Here is a 25,827-nt window from a genome sequence, read left to right as displayed (position 1 = left end):
TATAGACGTGTCTGAGGACGATCGCACACGCGCGATGCGCTCGCCGGACGACCGCCGCCCGTTGCCGGGCAGAGACGGTGACGTCCCGCGTGCCGCCGGCGCGCCCGCTCACCAAATACCTGGTACGGCACGCTATGAGCAGCCCGCGCCCCCACCTCCGCCGCCCCCGCAGGGCGGTCGCTCCAAGGTGTACGGCAGGCAGCGCTCTGGCGACAGCCCGGTCAAGCCGCTTTCAGCCCCGAGGCAGCCGAAGGAGCCGCGGGGGCCTCGCAGGCGCTTTCCGGTCAAGGGGGTGCTGATCGGGCTGGCCGTACTGCTGGTGCTGGCACTGGTCGCGGGCGTGGGAACGTTCTTCTGGATCAACTCCAGGATCACCAGCATCGACGGGGTGCTCGACGACTACGAGGGCCGTCCTGCGGACACGCCCGGCACGAACTGGCTGCTCGTGGGGTCGGACAGCCGCAAGGGGCTGTCGGCCGCCGAGCGCAGGAAGCTCGCCACCGGGCGGGCGGTGGGGCAGCGCACCGACTCGATGATGCTGCTGCACATCTCCGACAACGGTGACAAGCCAACGCTGGTGAGCCTGCCGCGCGACTCGGCGGTCACGATTCCCGGCAAGGGGCGCAACAAGCTCAACGCGGCCTACACGTTCGGGGGGCCGAAGCTGCTGGTGCGTACCGTCGAGGGGGTCACCGGGATCCACATCGACAACTACATGGAGATCGGGTTCGCCGGGTTCGTCGACATCGTGGACGCGATCGGCGGGGTCGAGATCAACGTGCGGGCGGACGTGGACGACCCCAAGGCTGGGCTCAAGCTCAAGAAGGGCAAGCAGGTCCTGACGGGGGCTCAGGCGCTGGGTTATGTACGCACCAGAAAGGGTGGGGCGCTTCCGGACTTCGAGCGGACGAAGCGGCAGCGGCAGTTCCTCGGCGCGGTGGTGAAGAAGGCGGCGAGCCCTGGGGTGCTGATCAACCCGTTCACGTCGATCCCGCTGGCGAAGAGCGCCACGGACGCGGTGACGGTGGACGGCAGCAGCGGGGCGTTCGACATGCTCTCGCTGGGCTTGTCGATGGGCGGCAGCCCGGTCACCACCGTCGTGCCGTTCGGAGGCAACGAGCGCCTCGCTGACGGTGGGGACGCGGTCAAGTGGGACACCACCAAAGCCCTCGCCCTCTTCAACGCGCTGAAGGCCGACAAGCCCGTCCCCAAGGACGTCCTCGACACCAACTGACCCACCCCAAAGAAACCCCCAAAGAGAGCAACCCCCCTGAGGGGTGCAGGCCCTCCAGGGAGGGCGGCCCCCTCAGGGGTGGGCGCTTTGAAGGGGTTTTGGGTCAGGATGCCGTCGTGGCCGCGATGACGGCGGCCGTGGAGGCGACCGCGATGGCGGCGTTGATGGAGGCGATCGTCTTGGCGACCGCCTCACCCGCCCACCCGCCCTCGGTGATCTCCTTGATGCGCTCCTTGGAAGCCTCGGGAAACGCCTTCCGATCCAGCTTCGCCGCGTGCAGCACCGCGATCAGCACCGCCGTACGCTCGGACGGGTCAGCCCCGCCCAGCGCGCTCGCCACCCGCTCGCGGACCTCGCCCTCGACCCGCCCGTCCGCCTCCGGCCACCGCGTCGTGGGGAAGATGCCCAGCACCTTGCCGCGCTGCTCGCTGAGCACCCCGGTGTCCGCCAGGTGCGTGAGCAGCCGCTTGCGCAGCTTGCTGGAGTGCAGCTTGCCCACCCACCACTCGGGCTTGCGCTCCTTGCCGTCCTCGGCGATGCGCGCCAGCGTCGCGTCCAGCTCCTGCTCGCCGACCGGAGCGGCGTCGGTGAGCCGCACCTTCTTCGCCGAGAACTCGATGCGCCCGGCGAGCGCCAGCTCGGCGAGGATGGCGCCGCCCAGCGCCGCGTCCAGCTCGTTGGAGCCGATCAGCTGCTTGCCCTCGTCCTCGCTGTGGGCGAGAAGGAGGACTTCTTCGGCAATGGTCACGTTCATCCTTCGACCGTAAGCGCTACGTAAGTCTCTGCGCGCCATCCTCGTGGTGATGTGGATGACATGAGAATCCTCAGGCACCCGGCGACGTGGCTGGTGGCGGCGCTGGTCGTCGCGGCGGGGCTGTATCTGTTCCAGCCGTGGCGCCTGTTCACCACGGTCGTCGTGAACGAGGCGGCGCCCGTGGCGACGGCGACGGCGTCAGCCGCCGCCCAGCCCACCACAAAGGTCCTGTCGTCCGGAAATTTCGTGACCCATGAGCACGCGACCACCGGCAAGGCCAAGGTGCTGCAGCTCCCGGACGGCAAGCGCGTCCTCCGCATCGAGGACCTCGCCACGTCCGACGGCCCCGATCTGCGAGTCTGGCTCAGCGACCAGCCGGTCACCGACCAGTGGCACACCTTCGACGACGGCAGGTACGTGGAGCTCGGCGAGCTGAAGGGCAACAAGGGCAACGCCAACTACGCCATCCCGGCCTCGGCCGACCTCGCCAAGCTCAGGAGCGTGACCATCTGGTGCAGGCGTTTCAGCGTGTCGTTCGGCGCCGCCGCCCTCGCCTGACTTATCCACAACCTGTGCATAACCCGGTGGGTCTTACTCTGGAGACATGCCGGAACTACCCGAAGTGGAGTCGCTCGCCGAGTTCCTGCGTGAGCGGGCGGTAGGCCACACGATCCTCGGTGTCGACGTCGTCGCCTTCTCGGCGCTCAAGACGTTCGACCCGCCCGTCACCGCGCTCGGCGGTCTCACCGTGACCGGCGTGAGCAGGCACGGCAAGTTCCTCGACCTCGACTGCGACGGGCTGCACCTGATCATCCATCTGGCCAGGGCCGGCTGGTTGCGCTGGAAGGAAGACCTCTCGGGCGCGAAGCCCGTCCGTCCCGGCGGCAAGAGCGGGCTGGCGGTCCGGGTACGGCTGTCGCCCAACGAGCTGGGCCTGGCGCCGGGGTTCGAGCTGACCGAGATGGGGACCCAGAAGCGGCTCGCCGTCTACGTCACGAAAAATCCGGAAGAAGTGCCGGGGGTCGCGGCGCTCGGCCCCGACCCGCTGGCCGACGACTTCACCGTCGAGGCGCTCAAGGCGATCGTGGGCGGGAACCGTACCCAGATCAAGGGCCTGCTCCGCGACCAGAAGATCATCGCGGGCATCGGCAACGCCTACTCCGACGAGGTGCTGCACGCGGCCAAGATGTCGCCCTTCAAGATCGCGGCGACGCTGACCGACGCGCAGATCGCCGACCTGCACGAGGCCATCGTGACCACGCTGCGCGAGGCGATGGAGCGGGCGCACGGGCTGGCGGCCAAGGACCTGAAGGCGGAGAAGAAGTCGGGCCTGCGCGTCCACAACCGGGCGGGCCAGGCGTGCGACGTCTGCGGCGACACCATCAGGGAGGTGTCGTTCGCCGACTCCTCCCTGCAGTACTGCCCTACGTGCCAGACGGGCGGGAAGCCGCTCGCCGACCGGCGGATGTCGAAACTGCTGAAATGATCCTGGCGGCGACGACGGCTGCCGCGGCGAGCGCGGAGACGGCCAGCCACACGAACAGCGCGAGCCAGACGTAAGTGATCATGCCGAGCGTGCCCGACCTGTTCATCAGCAGCCCGAACAGGTCGGCAGCGGTGAAGAAGGCCACGATCGGCACCGCGTAGGCGGCCAGCCTGACCCAGCGCCACCACCCGCCGCGCCTGGCCCACCTGCGCGCGCGCACCACCCCGAGCACGCCGAGCCCGGCGCTCAGCAGGGTGAGCGCGGCCAGGACGTAGTCGCTCTTCATGGTGAACGGCTCGGTGATCTCCGCGGCCTTGCCCTCGGTGAGCTGGATGAGCCCCTCGGTGATGTTCACCGCGTCGTCGCCGGACATCATGCCGGTGTTGGTGACGACGGCGATGCCGTACCCGCTGCTCGGGATGACGGTCTGGACCGAGTTGTGGGTGAGCAGCCAGCCGGTGTGGTGCAGGAGCGGCGTGCCGGCGGCCGATCTCGCCGACGACCAGCCAGCCGAGTACGTGCCGTCGGCGCCCACCTGGCCCTTCTGCGCGATCAGCCACCTGCCCAGGTCGTTGGCGGTGCTGACGACACCGGCTCCGCCGTTCACGAACCACGTGGGCTGCTCGCGCTGGATCACCTGGCCGTAGGCGCGCACGTAGCCCCTGCTCGCGCCCGGCTGTTGCGTGGTGAGGTCGACGGTCCTGGTGGAGTTCATGCCGAGCGGGGCGAAGACCTCGGCCGCCATGTAGTCGGCGAAGGGCTTGTTCGCCACCTTCTCCACCATCCGCGCCAGAACCGCGTAGTTGGGGTTGTGGTAGCGGAACTTCTCGCCCGGCTCGCCGGCCAGCTTGGCGTCGCGCAGCATGGCTACGGAGTCCTTCAACGTGGCCGGGGCGTCCAGCGTCAGCTCGGGGAAGGTGGAGTCGGACATGCCGGACGTCTGGTCGAGCAGCTGCCGCACCGTGATCTTCACGTACCGCGGGTCGGCCATCGTGAACTCGGGCAGGTAGGAGCGCACCGGCGCGTCCAGCTTCACCTTGCCCTGCTCCACCAGGCGCATCACGCCCCGAGCGGTGAACGACTTGGACAGCGAGGCCAGCGGCATCGGCGAGTCGGCGGTCAGCGGCTTCCCGCCGGCGTCATGGCCGTACCCGGCGGCGTGGACCACCTGGCCGTCCTTGGTGACGACCACGACGGCGCCGGGAAGGTTCGTCTCCGCCATGTAGTCCTTGACGAACTGGTCGGCGGAGATGGGGGTGAGGGCGAGCGCGGCGCTGAGTGCCAGGGCGAATGTCATGCACCAAACGGTAGAAATCGCAGGTAGTCCCGCACATCACACCAACGGCACCCGTCACCCCTGACGAAAGTCAGGCCACGAAGGCCGGCCCGCCGCTCTCGCTCACCATCGCCCGCCCGGCGAACTCCCACGACTGCATGCCGCCGCCCACGTTGATCGCGTCGCGCCCGATGTGGTTGAGCCACGCGGCCGCCTGCGCGGAGCGCCCGCCGACGCGGCACACGACGTAGACGGTCTGGTCGGCAGGCACCTCCTCGACCCTGGCCTGGAGCTGGCCGAGCGGGATGTGCACGGCCTCGGGGGCGTGCCCGGCGACCCATTCGTCCTGCTCGCGGACGTCGAGCAGATAGGCGTCTGCCGGGACTTCGCGGGCCTCGATCTCGGGAACGTTCATGACCCTCATTCTCCCAGCCTCGAGAAACCCCTGAAACACTCTGCGACATCCGGACATCTCCTCTCACGTGGAAGGAAAACCCTTGGAGCGCTTCGAGGAGATCTATACGGCGCACTACGCCGCCGTCTCTGGATTCGTCGCGCGCCGCTCAAGTTCCCCCGACGACACGGCCGACGTGATCGCGGAGACGTTCACGACGGCCTGGCGCCGTCTCGCCGACGTCCCGCAGGGCGAGGAGGCCAGATTGTGGTTGTACGGCGTGGCCAGGCACGTGCTGGCCAACCACTACCGCGGCGAGGCCAGGCGCACCGCGCTGGCCGTCAAGCTGCGCGAGGACCTCACCCGCTGGGCGAGCTCCGTCGTCGAGCAGCGCCACCCCGAGTCCGCCCGTGAGGCGTTCGCGCGGCTGTCCGGCGACGACAGGGAGCTGCTGTCGCTCGTCGGCTGGGAGGGGCTGGGCACGGCGGAGATCGCCAAGGTGCTCGGCATCTCGCGCGGAGCCGTACGGCTGCGCCTGCACCGGGCGCGCAAGCGGCTGGCAGCGGAGCTGGCCGCATCGGACGTCGACGTCAGCAGGTACGGCACGCGCGCCGTCACCCTCGCCCCCGCACTCGTCAAGGAGAGCTCGTGAGCATGGACAACCTCGTAGCCTCCCTGGCCCCCGACCCGGGGCCGGGACTGACCCCCAGCGCGTACGAGCTGATGCACGAGATCATGGAAATGGAAGCGGAGCCCCAGGCCATGCCCGCTCCCGCTCGGCGCACCAGCATCCTCCGGCGCTTCGCGCTGCCGGCCGTCGCGCTGGCCGCCGCCGCCGTGACCGCGGTGAGCTGGGCAGTGCTCACCCCGCAACCGGCGGCGGCCCTCGACATCACGGTGGAGAACGGCTACTACGTCATCACGGTCCAGGATCTGAACGCCTCCTCGGAGCAGATCCAGGCGGAGCTCAGGGCGCGCGGCATCAACGTCACCCTGACGCTGACGTCGGCCTCGCCGGGGCACGTGGGGGAGATCACGGCCTACCGCCCGGACAACTCGCTCCCGGAGGAGATCCAGACGATCGACGTACCGGAGTGCGAGGAGACGGGAGGCTGCCCGCTCGGCATCAGGGTCCCCGTCGACTTCAAGGGCCAGGCCACCGTGGACCTCGGCCGCGCCGCGAAGCCTGGCGAGAGGTACGACGTCGTCAGCAGCATTCACGACGACGGCGAGGTCATGCATTGCGTGAACTTCGTCAACAAGACCGTCGGCGAGGTCAAGCGGCTGTTCCAGGAGCGCGGTGTGACGGTCGACTCCGTCACCGAGTACGGCGAGGAGGAGCCTTCCGCGGTGCCGGACAACTGGTACGTCATCGACGGCGCCCCGGTGAGCGAGGGCCACGCGCAGCTCTCCGCGGCCCCGGAAATGATCGACCCGGGCGAGGACGAGGCACTCTGGGTACGCATGGGCTGCCAGGGCCCGCCTTCCTAGAAACCGACGTATGGCATTATCCTGGGCGAAACTTCAGAACCGCGGGAGCTTGGGGCAACCAGGCTGAGAGGGCAACTACCGCTGTTGCCGACCGCATGAACCTGTCCGGGTAATGCCGGCGTAGGGAGTGTGTGATGACGCATGTCGTCGATGACCCCCAGCACGCGGAAGTCCCTCTGACGCTGGGAGAAGCACCTCCCAAAGCGCTCGGCGTGCTCGACCAGGGAGCCCTCTGGGCCAACCTCGGAGTCAGCCTCCTCGGCTTCTCCAGCGCCCTCTGGCTGGTCAACCCCACCGGTGACGCCCCCCTGACCCTGACGGCGGCCCTCGTGGCTGCCGTCGTCGGGAGCCTGATCGGCACCGCGATGGTGGGGCTGTCCGCCATCCCCGGCACGCAGACCGGGCAGCCGTCCATGGTGCTGCTGCGCGGTCTGTTCGGCGCGAAGCTCTCCTACGTCCCCACGGTGATCAACATCATCCAGATGCTGGGCTGGGGCGCGTTCGAGCTGTGGGTGATCTCCAAGGGCGCGACGGCCATCTTCGGCACGGCCGTGCCGTACGGGGTGTGGGTGGTCGTCGCCGGGGTGCTCACCACGGCGCTGACCATCTGGCCGCTCGGGTCCATCAGGATCCTGCGGCGCTACGTCACGATCGGGGTGGTCGTGGCGATGGCGTGGTTCGCGTACTCGCTGCTCTCCCAGGTCGGCCCGCAGACCGGCGGCTCCTGGGACGGCTTCGCGCCGGCCGTCGACCTGGTGATCGCGCTGTCGGTCTCCTGGGTGCCCATGGCGGCCGACTTCGCCAGGCACTCCAGGTCGAGCAGGGCGGCGTTCACCGGCGTCGTGGGCGGCTACACGCTGGCCCAGGTCGCCTGCCTGGGGCTGGGCGTCTATGCGGTGGCCATCGCGGGGGCGGCCGCCGTCACGGCGGACAGCACGGCGGTGTTCGGCCCGTTCGTCGCCGCTCCGCTGGGGGCGCTGTTCTTCGGGATCCTGGTGATCAGGGAGACCGACCAGTCGTTCGCCAACAACTACTCCACGACGATGTCCCTGCAGAACCTGATGCCGCGCGTCGACCGGCGCATCTTCTCGCTCGTCATCGGCCTGCTGACCATCGGCGTGGCGCTGCTCGTCAACGTCAACTCCTACGCGGCGTTCCTGAGCGTGATCGGCGCGGTGTTCGTGCCGATGTTCGCCGTGCTGGTCGTCGACTACTTCCTGCTCGGCGGCTCGGCCCGGTGGAACACCGCGGAGAACGCGCCGTCGCGCTGGTCGATGCTGATCCCGTGGGCGCTCGGCTTCGTGGCCTACTGGCTGACCACGTCGGCCGTGACCATCGAGAAGTGGGATCGCATGTGGGCGGGAGTCCGCGACGCCATCGGGTTCACCAGGCAGGGCTGGATGAACGGCGCGCTCGGCTCGTTCCTGGTGGCCGCGCTGATCACGCTGGCCATCGGGCTCGTACGGCGGCGCTAGACGGTCTTCTCGACCCGCAGCAGGCGCTCCTTGGCCGCGTCGCCCCCGGCGTACGTGCCCAGGGAGCCGTCCGCCTGCGTGACCCGGTGGCACGGCACGATCACGCACACCGGGTTGGAGCTGATAGCGTTGCTGACCGCGCGCAGCGCCTGCGGCCGGCCGATGCGCTCGGCGAGGTCGGCGTAGGTGGTGGTCCCGCCGTACGGCACGGCCATGACCATCTGCAGCACGGTCCGCGAGAACGGCGTGGCGAGCTGCAGGTCGACCGAGCTCGTGAACGTGCGCAGGCGGCCGGAGAAGTAGGCGTCCAGCTCCCTGCGCACCGGGTCGAGCCTGCGCGCGTCCGGCCCGATGGAGGGGCTCACGTGCTGGGTGACCCGGTCGAAGACAGTGTTCTCCTCCTCGTAGGAGCAGGTCACCACGCCCTTGGCGGTCACGGCGAGCACCAGGCGGCCCACCGCGCCGTCGTAGGTGCCGAAGGCGATGTCCGGCGGGCCCTCGCCGCGGTAGTCGGGGTTGGTCACCCGCAGCAGGGCGTCGAGCTCACCAGTCGACATACCTCACCCTTTTCACCTACGGGAACCTATGACCGCAGCGTATCGGACGGATCGGCCTGCGGAGGGAGCACGTCACCGGCACTATGGAGGTGTGGGCGACGACAGGGGCGACAGCGACGACATCGCCCTGGCGGTGCTCGCGAGCTCTCCCAACGCCATCATCGCCCTGGACAGGGACCAGACGGTGCTCGTCTGGAACCCGGCTGCCGAGCGGCTCTTCGGCTGGGCCGCAGCCGACATCGTGGGGCGCAGAGCGCCGATCGTCCCGGGCGAGTTGACCGCCGAGCACAACGCGGTCCTCGAACGGGTGCGCACCGGCGGGCAGGTCTCGCTGCGCACCAAACGGTTCAGGCGCGACGGCAGCGTGCTCGATTTACGAGTCGACACCAGCGCACTGGTCCACGGTTCGTCCGTGATCGGCTACGTCAGCGTCCACCACCTCACCCAGGACGACCGGGCGGCCAGGGACCGTGGGGCGCGCCGCGCCAGGCTGGTGCGCAGGCTCACCGACGTGGTCGGCGACATCAACGCCGAGCTGGAGCTGCCCGCCGTCCTCGACCGCATCGCGGCCAGCCTCACCGAGCTCACCGGCGCGGACGGCGGCGGGTTCGTCCTCATCGAGAACGAACGGCTGCGCGTGGTCAGCGCGCACCAGTTGCCCGCGTCGATCAAGGGCGCGACCTCCGACCTGCGGACCAGCCTGGTGGGCAAGCTGCTGCGTACGGGCAAGACCGTCATGCTGGAGTCGCAGGGGCTCGGCGACCTGATCTGGGCGGAGCTGCCCGGCCTGCACACGATCGCGCTCGGCCTGGCCGCCGTCGGCGGGCGGCCCTACGGCGCGCTCTACGCGCTCTTCGCCAACGCCAAGCCGGGCCACGTCGAGCTGGAGCTGCTCGAACTCCTGGCGGGCCACGCGGGCATCGCCGTCGGCAACGCCGTGGCCTATCAGGAGGCCGTACGGCAACGCGCGCACGAGCGCGCCGTCTTCGACGCCAGCGCCGACGGCATAGCGGTGCTCGACGGGCTCGGCGGGGTCATCCAGTGGAACCCGGCGGCCGGCGAGCTGACCGGGTTCGCCGAGGACGACGTGATCGGCGGCCCGCCGCCCTTCCCGTTGCCGCAGCCGGGCGAGAAGCTCACCTTCCAGATGGAGACCGGCCGCTGGCTCGACGTGGTCAGCGCCGAGATCGAGGAGACCGGCGAGATCGTCGTGGACTTCCGCGACGTGACGACCGCGAAGGAGCTGGAGGAGGCCAAGGACCTGTTCCTGGCCACCACCAGCCACGAGTTACGCACCCCGATCACCGTCGTGCGCGGCTTCGCCAGCACGCTCGACGCCCGCTGGGACAAGCTGACCGACGCCGAGCGCCGCTCGGCCGTGCACACCATCGCCGAGCGCGCCAGATCGCTCGGGCAGCTCATGGACCACCTGCTGCTCGGCGCCAGGGCGGGTGCGGACGAGCTGTCGGTGCGCAACGAGATCTTCGACCTGGCCGAGCGCGTCCAGGCGGCCACGCTCGGGCTGCCCGTGCTGTCCGACAAGCACCGGGTCGAGGTGGTCATCCCCGAGGGCCTGCCGTACGTGACGGGCGACGCGCTGGCCACCGACATCATCCTGGGCCAGTTACTCGAGAACGCCTTCAAGTACGCCCCCAACGGGGGGCTGATCAGCGTGGAGGCGTGGCCGGAGGACGACAGCGTGGTCGTGGTGGTGGACGACGAGGGCGTGGGCATCCCGGCCAGTGATCGTGACCGGGTGTTCGAGCGGTTCGTCCAGGTGGACAGCGGGGACAGAAGGCGGTTCGGCGGCGTCGGCCTGGGGCTCTACATCGTGCGCAGCCTCGCGAGGGCGCAGGGGGGCGATGTCAGCGCGCATCCTCGCCCCGGCGGCGGAACCCGGATGCGTCTGGTTCTTAATGGCGCGTCCAATATCGAACCCGACACACCGATGCGGTAACGGGGCGGTCACGGATGAGCTGATCTATCGTCCAATGTGTACAAGCTGTGATCGAGACGCGGTTTCTGGGACCGAGTAACGGGGCATTTCGGTCGTACCGGGGAGTGTTCTCTCGGGGGGATCTGGGAGCGGGGAGGTTGGTGTGTCGAGCGTGGTGCTGTTGCCATACGCACCTTCGAGCGTCGCCGTCGCACGCCAGCGCCTCAGCACGGACCTGCAGGAGTGGGGGGTCTACGCCAACGCGATCGACGATGCCGTCCTCGTGGTGAGCGAGTTGCTGAGCAACGCCCTGCGGCACGCTCATCCGTTGCCATCCGGCATGGTCAGGGTGGCCTGGTTGTGGAGTGACGAGCACGTCGAGGTAGCGGTCAGCGATGGTGGGGCGGCCACGGAGCCGCGAGCGGGCCGCCCGACGCTGTCCTCGCTGGGCGGCAGGGGGCTTGGCATCGTGGAATACGTGGCAGAGCGCTGGGGAGTGCGGCACGACGACGAGACCACCACGGTGTGGGCCGTTCTGCCCGCGCCGCACACCGTGGCGAATGGCCAGGTTCCCGCGCTCAGAGAGGCTGGTTAGTGACGGGCCGGAAAAGCACCGTCCGCTCGGCGGCCGTCCAGGCCGTCGAGACCAGCAAGTAAAGCCCGGCCGCCAGCGGCAGCACGGCCGCGGTGACGACCGACGCGAACGGCAGCAGCGGCAGGATCTTCCGGAGCATCTCCGGTTGGTCCGCCGTGGCCGCCGCGCGCATCCTGCGCGACATCAGCCACGCCACCACCAGTAGGCCGACGATCACCAGCGCAAAGACCAGAAATGGCACACTGACCAGACCGAAACTCGCGACCACCCCGGCGACGTTCTGACCCAGCGGAGCACCGAACAGGTAGTGGCCCGCGAGCGCGGTCGGGTGCGTGGCCACCCGGTACATCAGCCACATGAACGGCACCTGCGCCAACCCCGGCAGGATCCCGGCGAACGGTGAGCTGCCCTCCTTGGCGTACAAGGCGGTCATCTCCTTGCTCAGCCGTTCCGGGTTCTTGCTGTGGCGCTTCTGCAGCTCGCGCAGCTTCGGTGCGAGCCTTTCCTTGATCTTGGCGGAGCGGGCCTGCTTGATGACGAGCGGCAGCAGCAGGAGCCGTACGGCGAGCGTGAACAGGACGATGGCCAGCGCAGGGTCGGCATGCGTGGTCAGAAAAGCGACAAGTGAGTCGATCATGTGAAAAGCCCTCGATCGGGAAGAAGGATCGGGGCTTGGGGAAGAAGCCCCGCTTAACCGAAAGCGGGGCTGGGTGATGGGGCTCGTGGACGCGGCTTCCCGGCGGCGTCGGGATCGCGCTGGCGCAGGAAGGCCGTCGCGCGGGCGTAGACGAGCGGAAATGCCGGTCCGTCACTGCCGTGGACCGGAAGCAGCCTGCTCGCCCACGCGGCGAGCAGGAGAACGCCGATACCCGCGACCACGCTGAAGGCGATGAGCCCTGCGGGATCGGCGAGCAGGGCGATCAGGAACGTCACGAGGAGGAGGACGACTTTCCGACCACGGTGACGACGAGGAAGACGATGACCCCGATAACCCCGATGATCAGGGCGATCTTCAGCAGCCCCAGGACCATGGGCAGGATGAAGTTGAAGAGCACGAAGGCCGCCAGCAGCACACCGGCGACGAGCATGAGAATGCGACCCATGGGGCAACCGTACGTCCTGGAGCCAAGATCCGCGACTTTTCGGACGTAACGGTCTTACGGTCCGGTGACATGACTGCCGCTCACCTGGTGTTTCGCCGTACGGTGAACAGGTGAACACGCGGATCCTGGTCGTCGACGACGATCCGACCGTCGCCGAGGTCGTGGCCAGGTACCTCGAGCGTGACGGCCACGACGTCCAGTGCGTCGGCGACGGGGCGGAGGCGCTGCGGCTGGCGCTGGCCGACCCGCCCGACCTGATGGTGCTCGACCTCATGCTGCCCAAGATCGACGGGCTGCAGGTGTGCAGGAAGCTCAGGGAGCGCTGGCCGGTGCCGGTGATCATGCTGACCGCGCTGGGCGAGGAGATCGACCGCGTCGTCGGCCTGGAGACCGGCGCAGACGACTACGTGACCAAGCCGTTCAGCCCGCGCGAGCTCGCGCTGCGGGTGCAGTCCGTGCTCCGCCGGGCGCGCGGGGCCTCCGTCACGGGCGGCACCGGCGTGCTGCGCGACGCGGACCTCGTGGTCGACGTGGGCGCGCACGAGGTGCGGCTGGACGGGGCCGAGATCATGCTGACGGCGCGCGAGTTCGACCTGCTGGCCTACCTCATGCGCAACCCCAGGCAGGCGTTCAGCCGCTCGGCGCTGCTCGACCAGGTGTGGGGGTGGTCGTTCGGCGACTCCTCCACGGTGACCGTGCACGTCAGACGGCTGCGGGAGAAGATCGAGCAGGACCCGACCGAGCCGCGCAGGATCGTCACCGTCTGGGGTGTCGGCTACCGGTACGAGCCCCTGTCGTGAACCTCCTGGAGATCGTCACCATCACCGCCGGGCTCGGCCTGCTGGTGGGGGTGCTCGGCATCGCGATCCTGGGATGGCTGCGCACCCGCTCCATCGGCGTGATGCTCGCCGTGGTCGTCGTGGTGGCCGTCGTGGCCACGCTGGCCGGGCTCGTGGCGATCATCCTCCGCATGATCATCGGCGGTGAGGCGCAGGTCATCGTGCTCGGCGTGGTCGCCGTCGGCGGGCTCGTCGGGCTCGGCACCGCCTTCGTCCTGGCCCGCCGGGTGGTGGGGGAGAGCAGGCGGCTGGTCGAGGCGGTCGGGTCCGCGCCCTTCGTCGCGCCCGAAGGGCTGCCGGCTGAGCTGCAGACGATCGCGAACACGCTGGAGGAGGCCTACACCCGCGAGCGCGCCCTGGAGGACGCCAGGCGCGAGCTGGTCGCGTGGGTGAGCCACGACCTGCGTACACCGCTCGCGGGGATGCGGGCGATGGCTGAGGCGCTCGAGGACGGCGTCGTGTCCGACGCCCCGACGGTCGGCCGCTACCACGCGCAGATCAGGCTGGAAGTGGAGCGGTTGTCCGGCATGGTCGACGACCTCTTCGAGCTGTCCAGGATCCACGCGGGCGCGCTGCGGCTGTCCGTGAGCGGGGTCGGGCTGGCCGACCTGGTCGCCGACACCGTGGCCGGCGTCGAGCCCCTGGCCAGAGCCAAGGGGGTACGGATCACCGCGGCGGCCGACCCGGTGCCGGTCGAGGCGGACGCGAGCGCGCTGAGCAGGGCGCTGGGCAACCTCGTGGTGAACGCCATCAGGCACACGCCGTCGGAGGGCGTCGTGCAGTTGAGCGCCCGGGTGGAGGGCGACATGGCCTGCCTGACGGTGGCCGACGAGTGCGGCGGCATCCCGGAGGCCGACCTGGGCCGCGTCTTCGAGGTCGCCTTCAGGGGCGAGGCGGCCCGCAGCCCGGCGAGGGGCAGCGGCGCGGGCCTCGGCCTGGCGATCGCCCAGGGCATCGTCGAGGCGCACTCGGGCGTCATCGGCGTCGTCAACGACGGCCCAGGCTGCCGCTTCGAGATCCGCATCCCCCTACCTGACCGATGATGCGGGCGGCGAGGTCGGTCGCGGTGAGGTCGCCGAAGACGCGCACGGCGGCGCGATGGGACAAGCAGGGAGGTGTCTCGCCCCTGGGCGACGGGGGTGAGATCCGTTATGCCGACAGTTCCCGGGTCGTTGGCAGGTGTTCGGCGCAGAAGGACTCCGCCATGGCTCGGAAGGTGGGGCAGGGCCAGCGCCACATGCAGCTTCTGCAGCGCAGGATCGGATGAGCCGCGTCGCTGGTGATGCCGCCGGCGTCGCGGGGCTGGTGCAGGTCGAGCAGGCGCAGGCCCAGCTCGGCGAAGGTGAGCAGGTCGTCACGCGCTTCGGCCAGGAAGTCGAGGTCCTCGCTCGCCAGCCGCGTGCGCACCGGAACGAACCCCTCGTGGTTCACCAGGGTCCGCAGGTGCCCCGCCTCGTCGTGCCAGGAGGTGGACTTGGCCGTACGCAGCAGGATGGCTTCCAGCCGCTCGCGCAGTCGCTGTCGCTGGGGATCCTCAGAATGATCTCTGTTCATGTTCGTCGCCCGAGCTCCTCGCTCAGTCCCCTTTCTCACTGTTCGCGACCGGAGCGAGGGGGCCGGGCCACCCCCCTTTCCGGCCTCGCCGGTATCACTGAGTCAAGTTTCGCGTACTCTCCGTTTCCGTGGAGGCCAAACGGGGGACAAAAACCTGACGACCTCTATCGGCGTGAGAACGTGACCCGGGGGCGCTACGCCGCTAGCCTGCCCTCTGTGGAGCTGAAAGTCTCGACTCGATCACATGCCGGGCACGCGATTGTGGCGATCGCCGGCGAAATCGACCTCTATACGGCGCCCCGCCTGCAGTCCGAGTTCACTCGGCTGCTGCAGGACGGGCCGCACAGGGTGGTCATCGACATGTCCGCCGTGGATTTCTGTGATTCCACGGGGATGAACGTGCTGCTGTCGGCGCTCAAGCGCATCAAGGAGCAGGGTGGCGAGCTCGACGTCGCCGCTCCTCGGCCTGCCGTACGGAAGATCCTGCAGGTGACCGGGCTCGACTCGGTGTTCACCGTGCACGACGAGGTCCCCGAGGAGTTCCTTATCTCCAATGACAGCTGACACAGCGGTCGTCATTCCCGCCAAGGACGAGGCCGACAGGATCGGCGCGACCGTCAAGGCGGCGCTCGGGCTGCCGGGCGTCGACCTCGTCGTGGTGGTGGACGACGGTTCGGGCGACCAGACGGGCCGGGTGGCGCGCGCCGCCGGCGCCCGCGTGGTGCGCCACAGCCGCAACCGCGGCAAGGCGGCCGCGATGGAGAGCGGTGCGGAGGCGGTGCGCCTGCTCGACGAGGAGGTGCCGCGCCACCTGCTGTTCCTCGACGCCGACCTGGGCGAGACGGCGCTGGCCGCCGCGCCCCTCATCGAGCCTGTACGGCGGGGCGAGGCCGACCTGGCCACCGCTGTCTTCGCCACGCGCGTGAAGCTCGGCGGCCTCGGCATGGTCGTCAAGCTCTCCCGCGAGGGCGTGCGCCGGGCGACGGGCTGGGAGCCGAAACAACCGCTCAACGGCCAGCGCTGCATCACCCGCGAGGCCTTCGAGGCGGCCAGGCCGCTCGCGCACGGCTGGGGCGTGGAGACCGCGATGCTCATCGACCTGATGCGCAGGGGTTTCCGCGTCGTCGAGGTCGAGGTCGACATGACGCACCGGGCGACGGGCACCGACTGGCACGCCCAGTTGCACCGCGCCGGGCAGTTGCGTGACGTCGCGCGGGCTCTGGTGGCCCGGCTTTCCCGCTGAGCCGGGTGTGCTGGAATGTGCGGGTGAGATTCGCCCCGCACGCCATCGTGCTGTCCATCGGGCTCACGATCGCCATCGGCGTGCTCGGGCCGTCCGCGGTGGTTCCCGACGTCGGCGGCTTCTCGCTCGGTTTGCGGCCGTCGCCATACCTCGTCATCGGGATGGCCGCGCTCGCGGTGGTCCTCGGCGGGCTGGGGCTGATCGGCGGGATCCTCGGTAACCTGACGGGCCGGAAGCTGATGTTGCTGGGCTGCGTGGCCGCCGGGATCCTGGCGTTCCTGCCGCCCTCGGGCTCGGGTGACCACCTCAACTACGCCGTCTACGGGCGGATGGTGACGCTGGGGATCGACCCCTACACGCACGGCGCGGTCGACCTGCCCGGCGACCCGATCGCCGACGCGGTGGAGAAGCCGTGGCGCGAGGAGCCGAGCGTCTACGGCCCGGTGGCGACCGGCGTGCAGGCGCTGGCGAGCTGGATCGGCGGCGACTCGCTGCGGGTGACGATCCTGGTGCTCGCCCTGGTCAACGCGGCCGCGTTCATCGCGACCGGGCTGCTGCTGCAACGGCTGACGCCGCGCGCCGCGCTGCTCTGGACGGCCAACCCGCTGCTGCTCTACCACCTGGTCGCGGGGATGCACGTCGACACCCTGGCCATCGCGCTGGTGACCGCCGCCCTGGCGTTGCGCGCCAAGCCGCTGCTGGCCGGGGCGCTGTTCGGGCTCGGCGTGGGGGTCAAGGTCAACGCCGGGCTGGTGGCGCTCGGGCCCGCCTGGGAGTTGCGGCGCAACCTGGGACGGCTGGCGGTCATGGCGGGCTCCGCCGTGGCCGTGGTCGCGGTCGGCTACGCCCTGGTCGGCGTGCGGGCGCTGGCTCCGCTGAGCACGACCAGCAAGGCCGTGTCCTGGGCGTCCTACTGGAAGCTCGTCCAGGGATGGCTGCAGGGGCTCTTCGGCAGCGGCGCCTACCGGACGGCGCTGCAGGTCGGCGCGGTGCTCGTGATCGTGGCGCTGGCGTGGCTGATGTTCAGGGCGGTCGGACGGCAGGCTGACGCGCCCGTGGTGGCCGCCGTGCTGATGACGGCCTACGTGTTCGCCACGCCGTACATCCTGCCCTGGTACGACGGGTTCGCCTTCGCGGTGGTCGCGCTGATGGCGGCGTCGCGCGTCGACGTCTTCCTGGCCGCGCACCTGACCGTGCTGTCGCTGGGCTACCTCCCGGCCAGGCAGGAGATGCAGCCGGAGAACCTCGGCTGGCTGGTGACCGTGGTCAGGGCGCAGGTGGTGCCGTGGGCGCTGCTGGCGCTGACGCTGGGTCTGGGCTGGTGGGCGTGGCGAGCTGCAGCGCGCGCACGGACGCTGCCAGAGCCAGCGGCACCGCGACCGTGAGCGCCATCGCCGGGATGGCCACCCCGGAGTCGTTGATCAGGAACCCGGTGAACGCGCAGGTCAGCACGCCGAACAGGCCCGCGCGCAGGGTCGGCGCGAGCGCGTAGGCCTGGCTGAGCGCCGAGGCGCCCCAGCGCGACGGCCTGGCCAGCACGAAGAACAGGAACGCCAGCGCGCCCAGCGACAGCGGCGTGAGCTGCCAGTTGCCTAGCGTGCCGAGCATCGCGCCGAGCTTGCGCCCGACCACCGTCCACGCCTGGCCGTCCAGGAACTGCTGGACGAACGTGCCGAGATGGGTACGGGTCTCGGCCGGGCGCAGCCAGTCGACGATCGCCAGCCCGGCGATGAGCACCGCACCGGCTCCGGCGACGACCGCCAGCTTGCCGATCGAGACCCGGGCGCCGGTGAGCAGGATGTAGAAGACGGCGAAGCCCAGCACGAAGGCAGGCACGCCGCCGAAGTCGGCGCCCCAGCCGGGCCAGCCGTCCGCGAAGATCGCCAGCAGGCCGTAGGCGGCGCAGACGACCAGTGCGACCTTCCTGCTGACGAACGCGGCGATCCCGGCCAGCGCCAGGATCGTGCCGGTCGAGTAGACGGCGAACGCGATGTTGCCGAAGCCGTAGAAGCGCCCGCCGGTCACCGGCTCGTACCCGGTCACCGCGTTGACCTGGAGATGCGAGCCGGTCATCACGTCGAGCAGCAGGGCGAGCGAGGTGATCGAGGCGACCACGGTCAGCGGGCCGAGCACGTGGCCGCGCCACGGCCCGGCGAAGGCCAGCGCGGCGATCGCGCAGGAGAACCCGACGATCGTGACGATCAGCGAGGCCATCGGGCTGACGAAGCTCCACCAGGGCACGAGCTGCGCCAGGAACGTCGACACGCCCACGGAGGCGCTCACCACGGCGACCACCTTGGTCCAGCCGAGCACCCGCGCCCCGCCCCAGCGCCGCCGTACGGCCAGCGCGGCGAACAGGTAGAACAGCAGCTGGACCGCGACGAAGACGATGAAGAACGGCTGGCGCACCTCCCTGAGCACCTGGCTGGCCAGGTCGGCGTCGGCGAGCTGAGTGACGCGGGCGGCGGTCGCCTGCGGCGCGCCGCCGCCGTCGTGCCAGGCCCTTCCGACCACTCCTTCGGGTACGGCGAGGCCGAGGAGCTGCAGCGTGGTCGCGGTGAGGTCGGTGTTGGTGACCAGCGCCTCCTGGCGCGTGGACGACGAGGTGAGGAAGCCGGAAAAGCCCGTGGCGAGGGCGACGTGCAGGTGCGCGGTGGCCGTGGTGTCCGAGACGCCCGCCAGGAGGACCTTGGTGCCGGGGGTGAGGCGGGCCAGGAGCCTGCCGATCTGGGCGTCCGCCTGGGCGGCGAGCTGCTTCCTCAGGTCGGCGGGGAGGTCCTTGGGGGTGCCGTCGGCGTTGAGCCCGAGGCCGATCCAGCCCTTGGCCAGGGCGTCGGCCTCCATGACGACCAGGCCGTAGTCGTCCCCGAGTCCTGCTGGATCGCTGAGGTAGTGGGCGACATTTCCGTTCATGTCGGCTGCGCCGAGCGCGGCGCCCGGACCGATCGCCGTCACGTCGCCCGCCGTCTGGCCGAGGACGCCGATCCTCGCCTGGTAGGAGGTGGCGGCGTTGAACGCGGCCAGCTCCTTCCAGCCCGGCACGGTCGCGCCCTCGCCCTGCTGGGTGGGCGTGGGGGGCAGGGTGCAGTTCCTGTCGGCCGAGCCCGCCCGCTGGCCGGCCGAGACGGTGAGCCATCCGGCGACCGGGCAGGTGATGCCGCTGTTCGGCGGCGGCACGGCCCTGGTGGACAGCGAGGCGGAGCCGCCGTCCGCGGTGAGTTTCCACAGGTTGGGGGTGCGTGACTGGTCGACGTCGCTCCACTGCAGGCCGGGCACGCCGACGAGCGCGACCCTGTTCGCCGCCGTCGCGCCCGCCGTACCCCCGGACACGAGCGCAGCCGCCAGCAACCACATGACGAGCAGCAGTCGTCGCATCCCCGGTAACCCCCTTGATCGGCAAGAGCCACGGTAACGTGCATCAACGTGACACGTGGCAATGTGCGTTGGTGGAGTTGGGGGGTCGCCGCCCTGGTCATCGCGCTTGCCGCGTGGCCGCTCGTGCATGAATGGCTGACCAACGCGGGCGACCAGCGCCTCGTCGACCTCGACGTCTACCGCACCGGCGGGCAGATGATCCTCGACGGGCGGCCGGTCTACGACTTCGTCACCCCGGCGCCGCAGCTGCTGCCGTTCACCTACCCGCCGATCGCGGCGCTGCTGGCCGTACCTCTGGCGATGATGTCCTGGGACACCGCCCAGTGGGTGTGGACGGCGGGCATCTTCGTCGCCCTGGGCGTGACCGTGTGGTTCGCGTTCACCAGGCGCGGGCCGTGGGTGTTCGCGTTCCTCATGGTCGCCTGCACCTACCTCATGCCGATCCGCGACCAGGTGCGCTTCGGCCAGGTCGACATCATGCTCGTCGCGCTCTGCCTGGCCGACTGCGCAGCCAAGCGGCCGTGGTGGCCGCGCGGCTTCCTCATCGGGCTCGCGACCGCGGTCAAGCTCACACCTGGTGTGTTCCTGATCTACCTGCTGATCACGCGGCAGTGGAAGACGTTCTGGATGGCCTGTTTCGGGGCAGGTTTGCTGACTTTGCTGCCCTTCGTGGTCATTCCGAAGGACGCGGCCGAGTTCTGGTTCTCCGCGCTGCTCGACCCCGAGCGGCTCGGCGCGAACGCGGCCACCACCAACCAGTCGCTGCGCGGCATGCTGATCCGGCTCTACCTGCCATGGCCGTGGCTGGAGACGCTGCTGTGGCTCGTCCTGGTGGCCGTCGTCGGCTGGTACGGCTTCCGCTGGGCGCGCCGCGCGTATCTCGACGGCGAGGTCGTCACCGCCGTCGCGCTGGTCGGGCTGATGGCCGTGCTGCTCTCGCCGGTCGCCTGGATCCACCACCTGGCCTGGGTCGTCGTGGTGCTCGGCGCGCTGGTCGGGCCCTGGAGCGATCCGGTGCGGCTGCGGGTGGCCGCCGGGGTCTGGCTCTTCTACGTGCTGCCGGTCCCGTGGTGGGGGGTGACCATCAAATCGTGGGAGATCCCCGTGCTCAGCCCCGTTCTGGGGAAGATCGTGCAGAACGGCTACGGCCTCGGTGCGCTCGTCCTGGTCTGGTTGCTCGGCTCCTGGTTGCGGAAACGCCGTAAGATCTTGACCGATTGATTACTCTCGGTCCTGTGTTGGTTACCGTATGGGTCATGATCGGGGCGCTCGCCGGAGTCAGCGGCGTCGTCATCGGCTACGTCGCGCTCAAGCAGGCAAGGGCGGCGGTCGACGACTGCCAGCAGATGATCTCCAGGCAGGTGAGCGAGAGCAAGGGGGATCTCAAGGCCATCCGCGACGTCGCGGTCTACCGCTACGACGCTCTGGAGGAGATGACCGGGCGGCTGTCGTTCTCCGTCGCCATGATCAACGGGCTGGGCGACGGGATCGTGCTCACCTCCATCAACGGGCGCTCCGAGACGCGCACCTACGTGCGGCCGATCGTCGCGGGCAAGGGCCGGCTGCCTTTGTCTCCTGAAGAGGAAGAGGCCGTACGGGCCGCCAGGCTGGGCCTGGGTCCCGAGATCGAGCCCCAGATGGCCAGGCGGTAGTTACCCTGTAGTTATGTCGCGACTCGCCTACCTCGGTCCCGAGGGCACCTTCACCGAAGAGGCCCTGCGGATTCTCGAGCCCTCGGCCGAGCGGTTGCCGTGCGCCACGGTGCCCGCAGCGCTCAACGCCGTACGCTCCGGCGAGGCCGACGGCGCCGTGGTGCCGCTGGAGAACTCGCTCGAAGGCGCGATCACCACGACCCTCGACGAGTTCGCCTGGGGCGAGCCGCTGCTGATCAACGCCGAGCTGCTGCTGCCCGTGCAGTTCTCGCTGCTCGCGCGGCCGGACACCGAGCTGGTGCACATCAAGCGGGTCTACACCCACCCGGCGGCGATCACCCAGTGCCGCGCTTTCGTCGCCCGTGAGCTACCGGACGCCGTCGTGGTGTCCGCGCCCTCCACGGCCGCGGCCGCGCAGGAGGTGGCGCTGCCGGGCTCGCCGTACGACGCGGCCATCGCCGCGCGCATCGCGGGCGAGCACTACGGGCTGGTCGAGCTGGCCGCCAACATCGGCGACCGCTCCGACACCGTCACCAGGTTCGTCAGGGTCAGCCGCCCTGGGCCGCTGCCCGCGCCGACCGGCACCGACCGCACCACGCTCGTGGTCTTCCTCGCGGACGACCACCCGGGCGCGCTGCTGGAGATGCTGACCGAGTTCTCCGTACGCGGGGTCAACCTGACCCGCATCGAGTCGCGCCCCACCGGCGACGGCATCGGGCGCTATTTCTTCCACTTCGACTTCGAGGGCCACGTCGCCGACGCGCGGGTCGGCGAGGCCATCTCCGGGCTGCACCGCATCTGCGGCGAGGTGCGCTTTCTGGGCAGCTACGCGCGCGCCGACAAGGTCGCGCCCCAGATCAAGCGCGGCACGACCGACCCCGACTTCGCCGAGGCGGGCGACTGGCTGTCGAAAATTCGAGCCGGGCGCGTGTGACGGACCGGTAGCCTTTGTTCTGTGATTGACCTGCGTACCCTCCGTGAGAACCCTGACCGGCTCCGGGCGTCGCAGCGTGCCCGCGGTGAAGATGATGCCGTCGTCGACACGCTGCTCCAGCTCGACGAGCGCCGCCGCGCCGCGCTGACCTCGTTCGAGTCCCTGCGCGCCGAGCAGAAGTCGCTGGGCAAGTCGGTCTCTCAGGCCTCCGGTGAGGAGAAGCAGGCGCTCCTGGCTCGGGCCAAGGACCTCGCGGTCCAGGTCAAGTCGCTCGAGGCCGAGGCGGAGAAGCTGGCGGGCGAGCTCGACGAGGTCATCCTGACCGTCCCGAACATCGTCGAAGAGGCGGCTCCGCACGGCGGCGAGGACGACTATGTCGTGCTCGAGACCGTCGGCGAGGCGCGTGTCTTCGACTTCGAGCCCAAGGACCACCTCGAGCTCTGCGAGCGGCTGGGCGCCCTCGACATGGAGCGGGGCGCCAAGGTCTCCGGCTCGCGCTTCTACTTCCTGCGCGGCGTCGGCGCGCGGCTGCAGCTCGGCCTGCTCAACATGGCCATGCAGCAGGCGATTGAGGCCGGGTTCGTCCCGATGATCACGCCGGTGCTGGTCAAGCCGGAGACCATGGCGGGCACCGGCTTCGCCGTGGCGCACGACAAGGAGATCTACCGGCTGCCCGAGGACGACCTCTACCTGGTCGGCACCTCGGAGGTCGCGCTGGCGGGCTACCACGCCGACGAGATCCTGCCGGAGAAGGAGCTTCCGCTGCGTTACGCGGGCTGGTCGTCGTGCTTCCGCCGCGAGGCGGGGTCGTACGGCAAGGACACCCGCGGCATCATCCGTGTCCACCAGTTCGACAAGGTCGAGATGTTCTCCTACGTCCGTCCCGAGGACGCGGCTGAGGAGCACCAGCGGTTGCTGGGCTGGGAGAAGGACATGCTCGCCAAGATCGAGGTGCCTTACCGCATCATCGACACGGCGGCCGGGGACCTGGGGATGTCGGCGGCGCGCAAGTTCGACTGCGAGGCGTGGATCCCGACGCAGGGGCGTTACCGGGAGCTGACCTCGACGTCCAACTGCACCGAGTTCCAGGCGCGGCGCCTTGGGGCCCGCTATCGGGACAAGGACGGCAAGCCGCAGCACCTGGCGACGCTGAACGGCACGCTGGCGACCACCCGGTGGATCGTGGCGATCCTGGAGAACCACCAGCAGGCGGATGGCTCTGTGGTGGTTCCTGCGGCTCTGCGGCCTTATGTGGGCTTGGACGTGCTGGAGCCGATCAAGTAGCGCAACCCGGCACCGCCGACGCCCAGCCCGATCACGACGGCCAGGGCTACGGCGGTGCCGTAGTCATCGGGGACGCCCGCACTCCACCCGTAGAACGGCAGCGCGATCCCGAGTGCCACGGCGACCCCCAGGGCGAGCGGCCGGAGCGCGGACGCGACGGTGCGCAGCCGGGCGAGCGCGAGGACCAGCATGGTGAAGGTCACCACGCCGCCCGGGACCGCGACCAGCCAGGGCAGCGGGTTGTCGGTGAAGATGAAGGTCTCCGGATACGGGTAGGGCATCATCAGCAGCACGCCGCCCAGCGCCAGCCAGGTCATGCTGTGACTGCTCGCCGAACCCGGCGCTGAGACGGCGACGAGGGCGGCGATCATCGCCCACAGGCCGGTGAGCACGGCCACCCGGGTCTCGTCTCCGACGTACCTCCCGAGGTGGCTGAGCGGGGTCGGCTCGCCCAGACCCGCTCCGACGAAACCGAGCCGCCGCCAGGTCCCGTTCTCGTCGCGGACCGCGATCCCGTCCCGCTCGTTCGCGACCACCACGACGTGCCCGCCACCCGGCCGAGCCTGTACGGCGAGCGACTCGGACTCCGGCGGGCGCCGGCGGCAGCAGCGCGGCTCGCCGAGCACCCGGTCGAGCAGCTTGGCCCGCCCGGCGGAGACCTCCCACGAGACACCCCAGGTCGCGCCCCCGTCGTTCGACTCCATGACCTTCATGCGACGGGACACGACCCTGTAGCAGTGCTGGCCCACACAAGCGCTCGTCCGCGCCTCACGGGCCGGAAGGTCGTCCTGCCGCTGGCGGGCGTGCCAGGTGGCGCCCCCGTCCGCCGACACCATGGGCATGGTGTCGAAGCCGGTCACGATGATCCCCTCGGCGGTCACCTCCACGTAGTTGGCCTGGGGCACCCCGGGCAGTGGGGAGGTGGCGAGCACCGCGAAGGCCGCCAAAGGGATCGTGCAGATGATCTGGGCTCGCCGTACCGGCAAGGGGTGGCATCTGATCCACCACGCCACCCCCAGCGCCGGAAGGGCCAGGAGGTCCGTAGGATCGGCCAGGACCTGTGATGGCCCCGCCACCAAGGTCCACCCCTGGGAAGCGAGCTCTGCGCCCGTCTGCGTGCATTTGACGACCGCGAACCCCACCCCGACCACCACCACCGCGACCAGGTCCGCCCGCCGGGGCAGGAACAGCGCCACGACGGCCGGCGCCACGACGAGCCCGGCGACGTCGCTGAGCTTCCCCGTCACCACCCCGGGCCACGCCGCCTTGAGCAGGTGGTCGTTGACGACCAGCACGATCACGGCGACGAAGGTGGCGGGATGGCATAACCATCTCACCGATCGCTCCGACCCCACCGGTAGACCAGCGCCAGCCCGACCAGCACGAAGAGCAGCCCCAGACCGACGGACATCTGCAGCGCGATGTCGTACCCAGGCAGCAGCCCCATGCTCCACGCACGGAACGGCGCGAGCACGCCGAGCGACACCAGCACCCCGGTCCCCAGCACGGTGCCCAGCGCGCGCCCGCGCAGGCCGGCCGTGATCCACGAGCCGGTCAGCATCCCCGCCAGGGCGAAGCTGCAGAGCACGGCGATGGAGAAAGGCCCGTCTGCCGAGAAGGCGGCGGTCGGGACGCCGATGACGAGCGCCAGGAAGCCGATCGAGGCCAGGGCGGCGAGCCCGGCCCTGCCGCTGGCGATCGCGAAGCCGGCCAGGAGCACCCACGCGCCCACCATGAGCGCGACCCACGACTCGATGCCGATCGGGCCGTTCTGGTCGAGGTCGACGGGCGCCGTCACGTCGTGGTCGTCGTCGAAGGCGACGCGCCGCCAGACCCCGTCCTCGTCGCGGATCGCCAGGCCGTCCGCCTGGTTGGCCACCGCCACCACGTGGCCGCGCGAGGTCGCCTGTACGGCGAGCGAGACCGACTGCGGGGTCCCGCCGAGGTTGCGTCCGAGGAGTTCCGCCTGGCCGGAGGGGATCTCCCACGACGTGCGCCACGCCTTGCCGTCGTCGGACTCCAGCACCTTCAGCCGGCCCGGATCGATCATGTAGCAGCGGGCCTTCTTCGGCACGCACATGCTGGTCTGGGTCGTCAGCGACGGGGCGTCGGACGGCTGCCAGGTTCTGCCGCCGTCACGGGAGGAGACGGCGCCGCCGTCCTCGAAGGTGGCGACCAGGTCGCGACCGCGCACCTGGACCTCGTCGACCGACGGCCGCCAGGTAGGGGAGCAGGCGCTCAGGGTGAGTATCGCGAGCAGGATCAGCCATACGCGTCTCATGCACGGGTAGACGCCGCCCGGCTTGCGTTGGTTCGGCCCGTTATACAAACGAAAGGGCGAGGCCCGCTGGAAGCGAACCCCGCCCTGTCTCGTTGCTACAGGTCAGATGGCACGGACCTGGGAGGCCTGCGGCCCCTTCTGGCCCTGCGTGATCTCGAACTCGACCCGCTGGCCGTCTTCGAGGCTGCGGTAGCCGTTGCCCTGGATCTCGGAGAAGTGCACGAACACGTCCGGTGCACCGCCGTCCGGAGCGATGAAGCCGAAGCCCTTTTCAGCGTTGAACCACTTGACGGTTCCCTGAGCCATAAAAGCTCTCCCTCAGGATGTGTATCTATGGGACTCACACCTCGCGAGTCCCGGTTGT

29 protein-coding genes and 1 riboswitch are annotated in these 25,827 nt (G+C 69.9%); of the genes, 17 read left to right on the top strand and 12 right to left on the bottom strand.

The window, feature by feature from the left end; translation table 11 throughout:
• The first annotated feature begins 292 nt into the window (after positions 1-292).
• A complete protein-coding gene (locus tag ACIBG8_RS44665) occupies positions 293-1,234 on the top strand; it encodes an LCP family protein (RefSeq protein ID WP_397349352.1) in 942 nt (313 codons plus the stop codon).
• Between the two features lie 103 nt (positions 1,235-1,337).
• On the opposite strand, the gene ACIBG8_RS44660 is transcribed toward ACIBG8_RS44665, so the two are convergent.
• Positions 1,338-1,988, bottom strand: a complete 651-nt coding sequence (locus ACIBG8_RS44660) for a GPP34 family phosphoprotein (RefSeq protein WP_397349351.1) — start codon at positions 1,986-1,988, stop codon at positions 1,338-1,340.
• Between the two features lie 60 nt (positions 1,989-2,048).
• On the opposite strand from ACIBG8_RS44660, the gene ACIBG8_RS44655 reads away from it, so the two are divergent.
• Both ACIBG8_RS44655 and ACIBG8_RS44650 read left to right on the top strand, forming a co-directional pair.
• Entirely contained in the window at positions 2,049-2,546 is a 498-nt protein-coding gene (locus tag ACIBG8_RS44655) for a DM13 domain-containing protein (RefSeq protein ID WP_397349350.1), read from the top strand.
• A 46-nt stretch (positions 2,547-2,592) separates the two neighbouring features.
• Positions 2,593-3,474, top strand: a complete 882-nt coding sequence (locus ACIBG8_RS44650; protein WP_397349349.1) for an Fpg/Nei family DNA glycosylase — start codon at positions 2,593-2,595, stop codon at positions 3,472-3,474.
• On the opposite strand, the gene ACIBG8_RS44645 is transcribed toward ACIBG8_RS44650, so the two are convergent.
• Both ACIBG8_RS44645 and ACIBG8_RS44640 read right to left on the bottom strand, forming a co-directional pair.
• Positions 3,413-4,771: a serine hydrolase domain-containing protein gene (locus ACIBG8_RS44645; protein ID WP_397349348.1), complete on the bottom strand. Its 1,359-nt coding sequence runs from the start codon at positions 4,769-4,771 to the stop codon at positions 3,413-3,415. The genes ACIBG8_RS44650 and ACIBG8_RS44645 overlap by 62 nt on opposite strands.
• 70 nt (positions 4,772-4,841) lie before the next feature.
• A complete protein-coding gene (locus tag ACIBG8_RS44640) occupies positions 4,842-5,165 on the bottom strand; it encodes a rhodanese-like domain-containing protein (protein WP_397349347.1) in 324 nt (107 codons plus the stop codon).
• A gap of 82 nt (positions 5,166-5,247) precedes the next feature.
• Between ACIBG8_RS44640 and ACIBG8_RS44635 the strand changes: the two genes are divergently transcribed.
• The 3 genes from ACIBG8_RS44635 (at position 5,248) to ACIBG8_RS44625 (ending at position 8,110) form a co-directional block, all read left to right on the top strand.
• The gene (locus ACIBG8_RS44635) at positions 5,248-5,796 is read left to right on the top strand and encodes an RNA polymerase sigma factor (protein ID WP_397349346.1); all 549 of its coding nucleotides are present in this window, start codon (positions 5,248-5,250) and stop codon (positions 5,794-5,796) included.
• Between the two features lie 2 nt (positions 5,797-5,798).
• Complete coding sequence (locus ACIBG8_RS44630) at positions 5,799-6,635, top strand: hypothetical protein (RefSeq protein WP_397349345.1); 837 nt, start codon at positions 5,799-5,801, stop codon at positions 6,633-6,635.
• Between the two features lie 31 nt (positions 6,636-6,666).
• Positions 6,667-6,780: riboswitch (TPP riboswitch) on the top strand.
• Positions 6,770-8,110, top strand: a complete 1,341-nt coding sequence (locus tag ACIBG8_RS44625) for a purine-cytosine permease family protein (protein ID WP_397349344.1) — start codon at positions 6,770-6,772, stop codon at positions 8,108-8,110. Its footprint overlaps the riboswitch before it by 11 nt.
• Here ACIBG8_RS44625 and ACIBG8_RS44620 read toward each other — a convergent pair.
• Positions 8,107-8,667, bottom strand: a complete 561-nt coding sequence (locus tag ACIBG8_RS44620; RefSeq protein WP_397349343.1) for a methylated-DNA--[protein]-cysteine S-methyltransferase — start codon at positions 8,665-8,667, stop codon at positions 8,107-8,109. The two genes, ACIBG8_RS44625 and ACIBG8_RS44620, sit on opposite strands and share 4 nt — an antisense overlap.
• A 28-nt stretch (positions 8,668-8,695) precedes the next feature.
• Between ACIBG8_RS44620 and ACIBG8_RS44615 the strand changes: the two genes are divergently transcribed.
• Together ACIBG8_RS44615 and ACIBG8_RS44610 are read left to right on the top strand one after the other, a co-directional pair.
• A complete protein-coding gene (locus ACIBG8_RS44615; RefSeq protein WP_397349342.1) occupies positions 8,696-10,624 on the top strand; it encodes a PAS domain S-box protein in 1,929 nt (642 codons plus the stop codon).
• A 151-nt stretch (positions 10,625-10,775) separates the two neighbouring features.
• Entirely contained in the window at positions 10,776-11,198 is a 423-nt protein-coding gene (locus ACIBG8_RS44610; protein ID WP_397349341.1) for an ATP-binding protein, read from the top strand.
• Here ACIBG8_RS44610 and ACIBG8_RS44605 read toward each other — a convergent pair.
• Genes ACIBG8_RS44605 through ACIBG8_RS44595 form a run of 3 tightly spaced genes read right to left on the bottom strand, consistent with a single transcriptional unit; the run spans position 11,182 to position 12,301 of the window.
• A complete protein-coding gene (locus tag ACIBG8_RS44605) occupies positions 11,182-11,835 on the bottom strand; it encodes a YidC/Oxa1 family membrane protein insertase (RefSeq protein WP_397349340.1) in 654 nt (217 codons plus the stop codon). The two genes, ACIBG8_RS44610 and ACIBG8_RS44605, sit on opposite strands and share 17 nt — an antisense overlap.
• Before the next feature lie 53 nt (positions 11,836-11,888).
• Complete coding sequence (locus ACIBG8_RS44600; RefSeq protein WP_397349339.1) at positions 11,889-12,131, bottom strand: DUF6412 domain-containing protein; 243 nt, start codon at positions 12,129-12,131, stop codon at positions 11,889-11,891.
• Complete coding sequence (locus tag ACIBG8_RS44595; protein ID WP_397349338.1) at positions 12,128-12,301, bottom strand: hypothetical protein; 174 nt, start codon at positions 12,299-12,301, stop codon at positions 12,128-12,130. Before ACIBG8_RS44595 ends, ACIBG8_RS44600 begins: the two co-directional genes overlap by 4 nt.
• Before the next feature lie 110 nt (positions 12,302-12,411).
• On the opposite strand from ACIBG8_RS44595, the gene ACIBG8_RS44590 reads away from it, so the two are divergent.
• Together ACIBG8_RS44590 and ACIBG8_RS44585 are read left to right on the top strand one after the other, a co-directional pair.
• Positions 12,412-13,101 carry a response regulator transcription factor gene (locus tag ACIBG8_RS44590; RefSeq protein ID WP_397349337.1) on the top strand — a complete coding sequence of 230 codons (690 nt, stop codon included), beginning with the start codon at positions 12,412-12,414 and terminating at the stop codon, positions 13,099-13,101.
• Complete coding sequence (locus tag ACIBG8_RS44585) at positions 13,098-14,183, top strand: sensor histidine kinase (RefSeq protein ID WP_397349336.1); 1,086 nt, start codon at positions 13,098-13,100, stop codon at positions 14,181-14,183. Before ACIBG8_RS44590 ends, ACIBG8_RS44585 begins: the two co-directional genes overlap by 4 nt.
• Before the next feature lie 106 nt (positions 14,184-14,289).
• Here ACIBG8_RS44585 and ACIBG8_RS44580 read toward each other — a convergent pair whose 3' ends face one another.
• Positions 14,290-14,694 (bottom strand): hypothetical protein, encoded by a 405-nt coding sequence (locus ACIBG8_RS44580; protein WP_397349335.1) that lies wholly within the window; start codon positions 14,692-14,694, stop codon positions 14,290-14,292.
• Between the two features lie 216 nt (positions 14,695-14,910).
• On the opposite strand from ACIBG8_RS44580, the gene ACIBG8_RS44575 reads away from it, so the two are divergent.
• The 3 genes from ACIBG8_RS44575 to ACIBG8_RS44565 are packed head-to-tail and all read left to right on the top strand — an operon-like array spanning position 14,911 to position 17,322.
• Positions 14,911-15,258 (top strand): STAS domain-containing protein, encoded by a 348-nt coding sequence (locus ACIBG8_RS44575; protein ID WP_397349334.1) that lies wholly within the window; start codon positions 14,911-14,913, stop codon positions 15,256-15,258.
• Positions 15,248-15,937 (top strand): glycosyltransferase, encoded by a 690-nt coding sequence (locus ACIBG8_RS44570; RefSeq protein WP_397349333.1) that lies wholly within the window; start codon positions 15,248-15,250, stop codon positions 15,935-15,937. The genes ACIBG8_RS44575 and ACIBG8_RS44570 overlap by 11 nt, the downstream gene beginning before the upstream one ends.
• A 23-nt stretch (positions 15,938-15,960) precedes the next feature.
• Positions 15,961-17,322 (top strand): glycosyltransferase 87 family protein, encoded by a 1,362-nt coding sequence (locus ACIBG8_RS44565; protein WP_397349332.1) that lies wholly within the window; start codon positions 15,961-15,963, stop codon positions 17,320-17,322.
• On the opposite strand, the gene ACIBG8_RS44560 is transcribed toward ACIBG8_RS44565, so the two are convergent.
• Complete coding sequence (locus tag ACIBG8_RS44560) at positions 17,204-19,312, bottom strand: hypothetical protein (RefSeq protein ID WP_397349331.1); 2,109 nt, start codon at positions 19,310-19,312, stop codon at positions 17,204-17,206. The two genes, ACIBG8_RS44565 and ACIBG8_RS44560, sit on opposite strands and share 119 nt — an antisense overlap.
• A gap of 48 nt (positions 19,313-19,360) precedes the next feature.
• Here ACIBG8_RS44560 and ACIBG8_RS44555 point away from each other — a divergent pair, with 48 nt between their 5' ends.
• The 4 genes from ACIBG8_RS44555 to serS are packed head-to-tail and all read left to right on the top strand — an operon-like array spanning position 19,361 to position 23,182.
• Entirely contained in the window at positions 19,361-20,533 is a 1,173-nt protein-coding gene (locus ACIBG8_RS44555) for a glycosyltransferase family 87 protein (RefSeq protein ID WP_397349330.1), read from the top strand.
• Between the two features lie 35 nt (positions 20,534-20,568).
• Positions 20,569-20,964: a DUF4446 family protein gene (locus tag ACIBG8_RS44550; protein WP_397349329.1), complete on the top strand. Its 396-nt coding sequence runs from the start codon at positions 20,569-20,571 to the stop codon at positions 20,962-20,964.
• 13 nt (positions 20,965-20,977) lie between these two features.
• Positions 20,978-21,898, top strand: coding sequence for a prephenate dehydratase (gene pheA / locus ACIBG8_RS44545; protein WP_397349328.1), 921 nt, complete (start codon positions 20,978-20,980; stop codon positions 21,896-21,898).
• A gap of 21 nt (positions 21,899-21,919) precedes the next feature.
• On the top strand, positions 21,920-23,182 hold the full coding sequence (gene serS / locus ACIBG8_RS44540; RefSeq protein WP_397349327.1) for a serine--tRNA ligase: 1,263 nt from the start codon (positions 21,920-21,922) through the stop codon (positions 23,180-23,182).
• On the opposite strand, the gene ACIBG8_RS44535 is transcribed toward serS, so the two are convergent.
• From ACIBG8_RS44535 to ACIBG8_RS44525, 3 genes are all read right to left on the bottom strand, one after another.
• Positions 23,146-24,519, bottom strand: coding sequence for a hypothetical protein (locus ACIBG8_RS44535; RefSeq protein WP_397349326.1), 1,374 nt, complete (start codon positions 24,517-24,519; stop codon positions 23,146-23,148). The genes serS and ACIBG8_RS44535 overlap by 37 nt on opposite strands.
• Positions 24,516-25,463: a hypothetical protein gene (locus ACIBG8_RS44530; protein ID WP_397349325.1), complete on the bottom strand. Its 948-nt coding sequence runs from the start codon at positions 25,461-25,463 to the stop codon at positions 24,516-24,518. Before ACIBG8_RS44530 ends, ACIBG8_RS44535 begins: the two co-directional genes overlap by 4 nt.
• A 102-nt stretch (positions 25,464-25,565) precedes the next feature.
• Complete coding sequence (locus tag ACIBG8_RS44525; protein WP_219534920.1) at positions 25,566-25,769, bottom strand: cold-shock protein; 204 nt, start codon at positions 25,767-25,769, stop codon at positions 25,566-25,568.
• Between the last annotated feature and the right edge of the window lie 58 nt (positions 25,770-25,827).

Source organism: Nonomuraea sp. NPDC050556 (assembly GCF_044457355.1).
In the GTDB taxonomy this organism is placed as follows: Bacteria; Actinomycetota; Actinomycetes; order Streptosporangiales; family Streptosporangiaceae; genus Nonomuraea.
The sequence above is the reverse complement of the archived record's forward strand: the minus strand, read 5'-3'. Positions and strand labels throughout refer to the sequence as shown.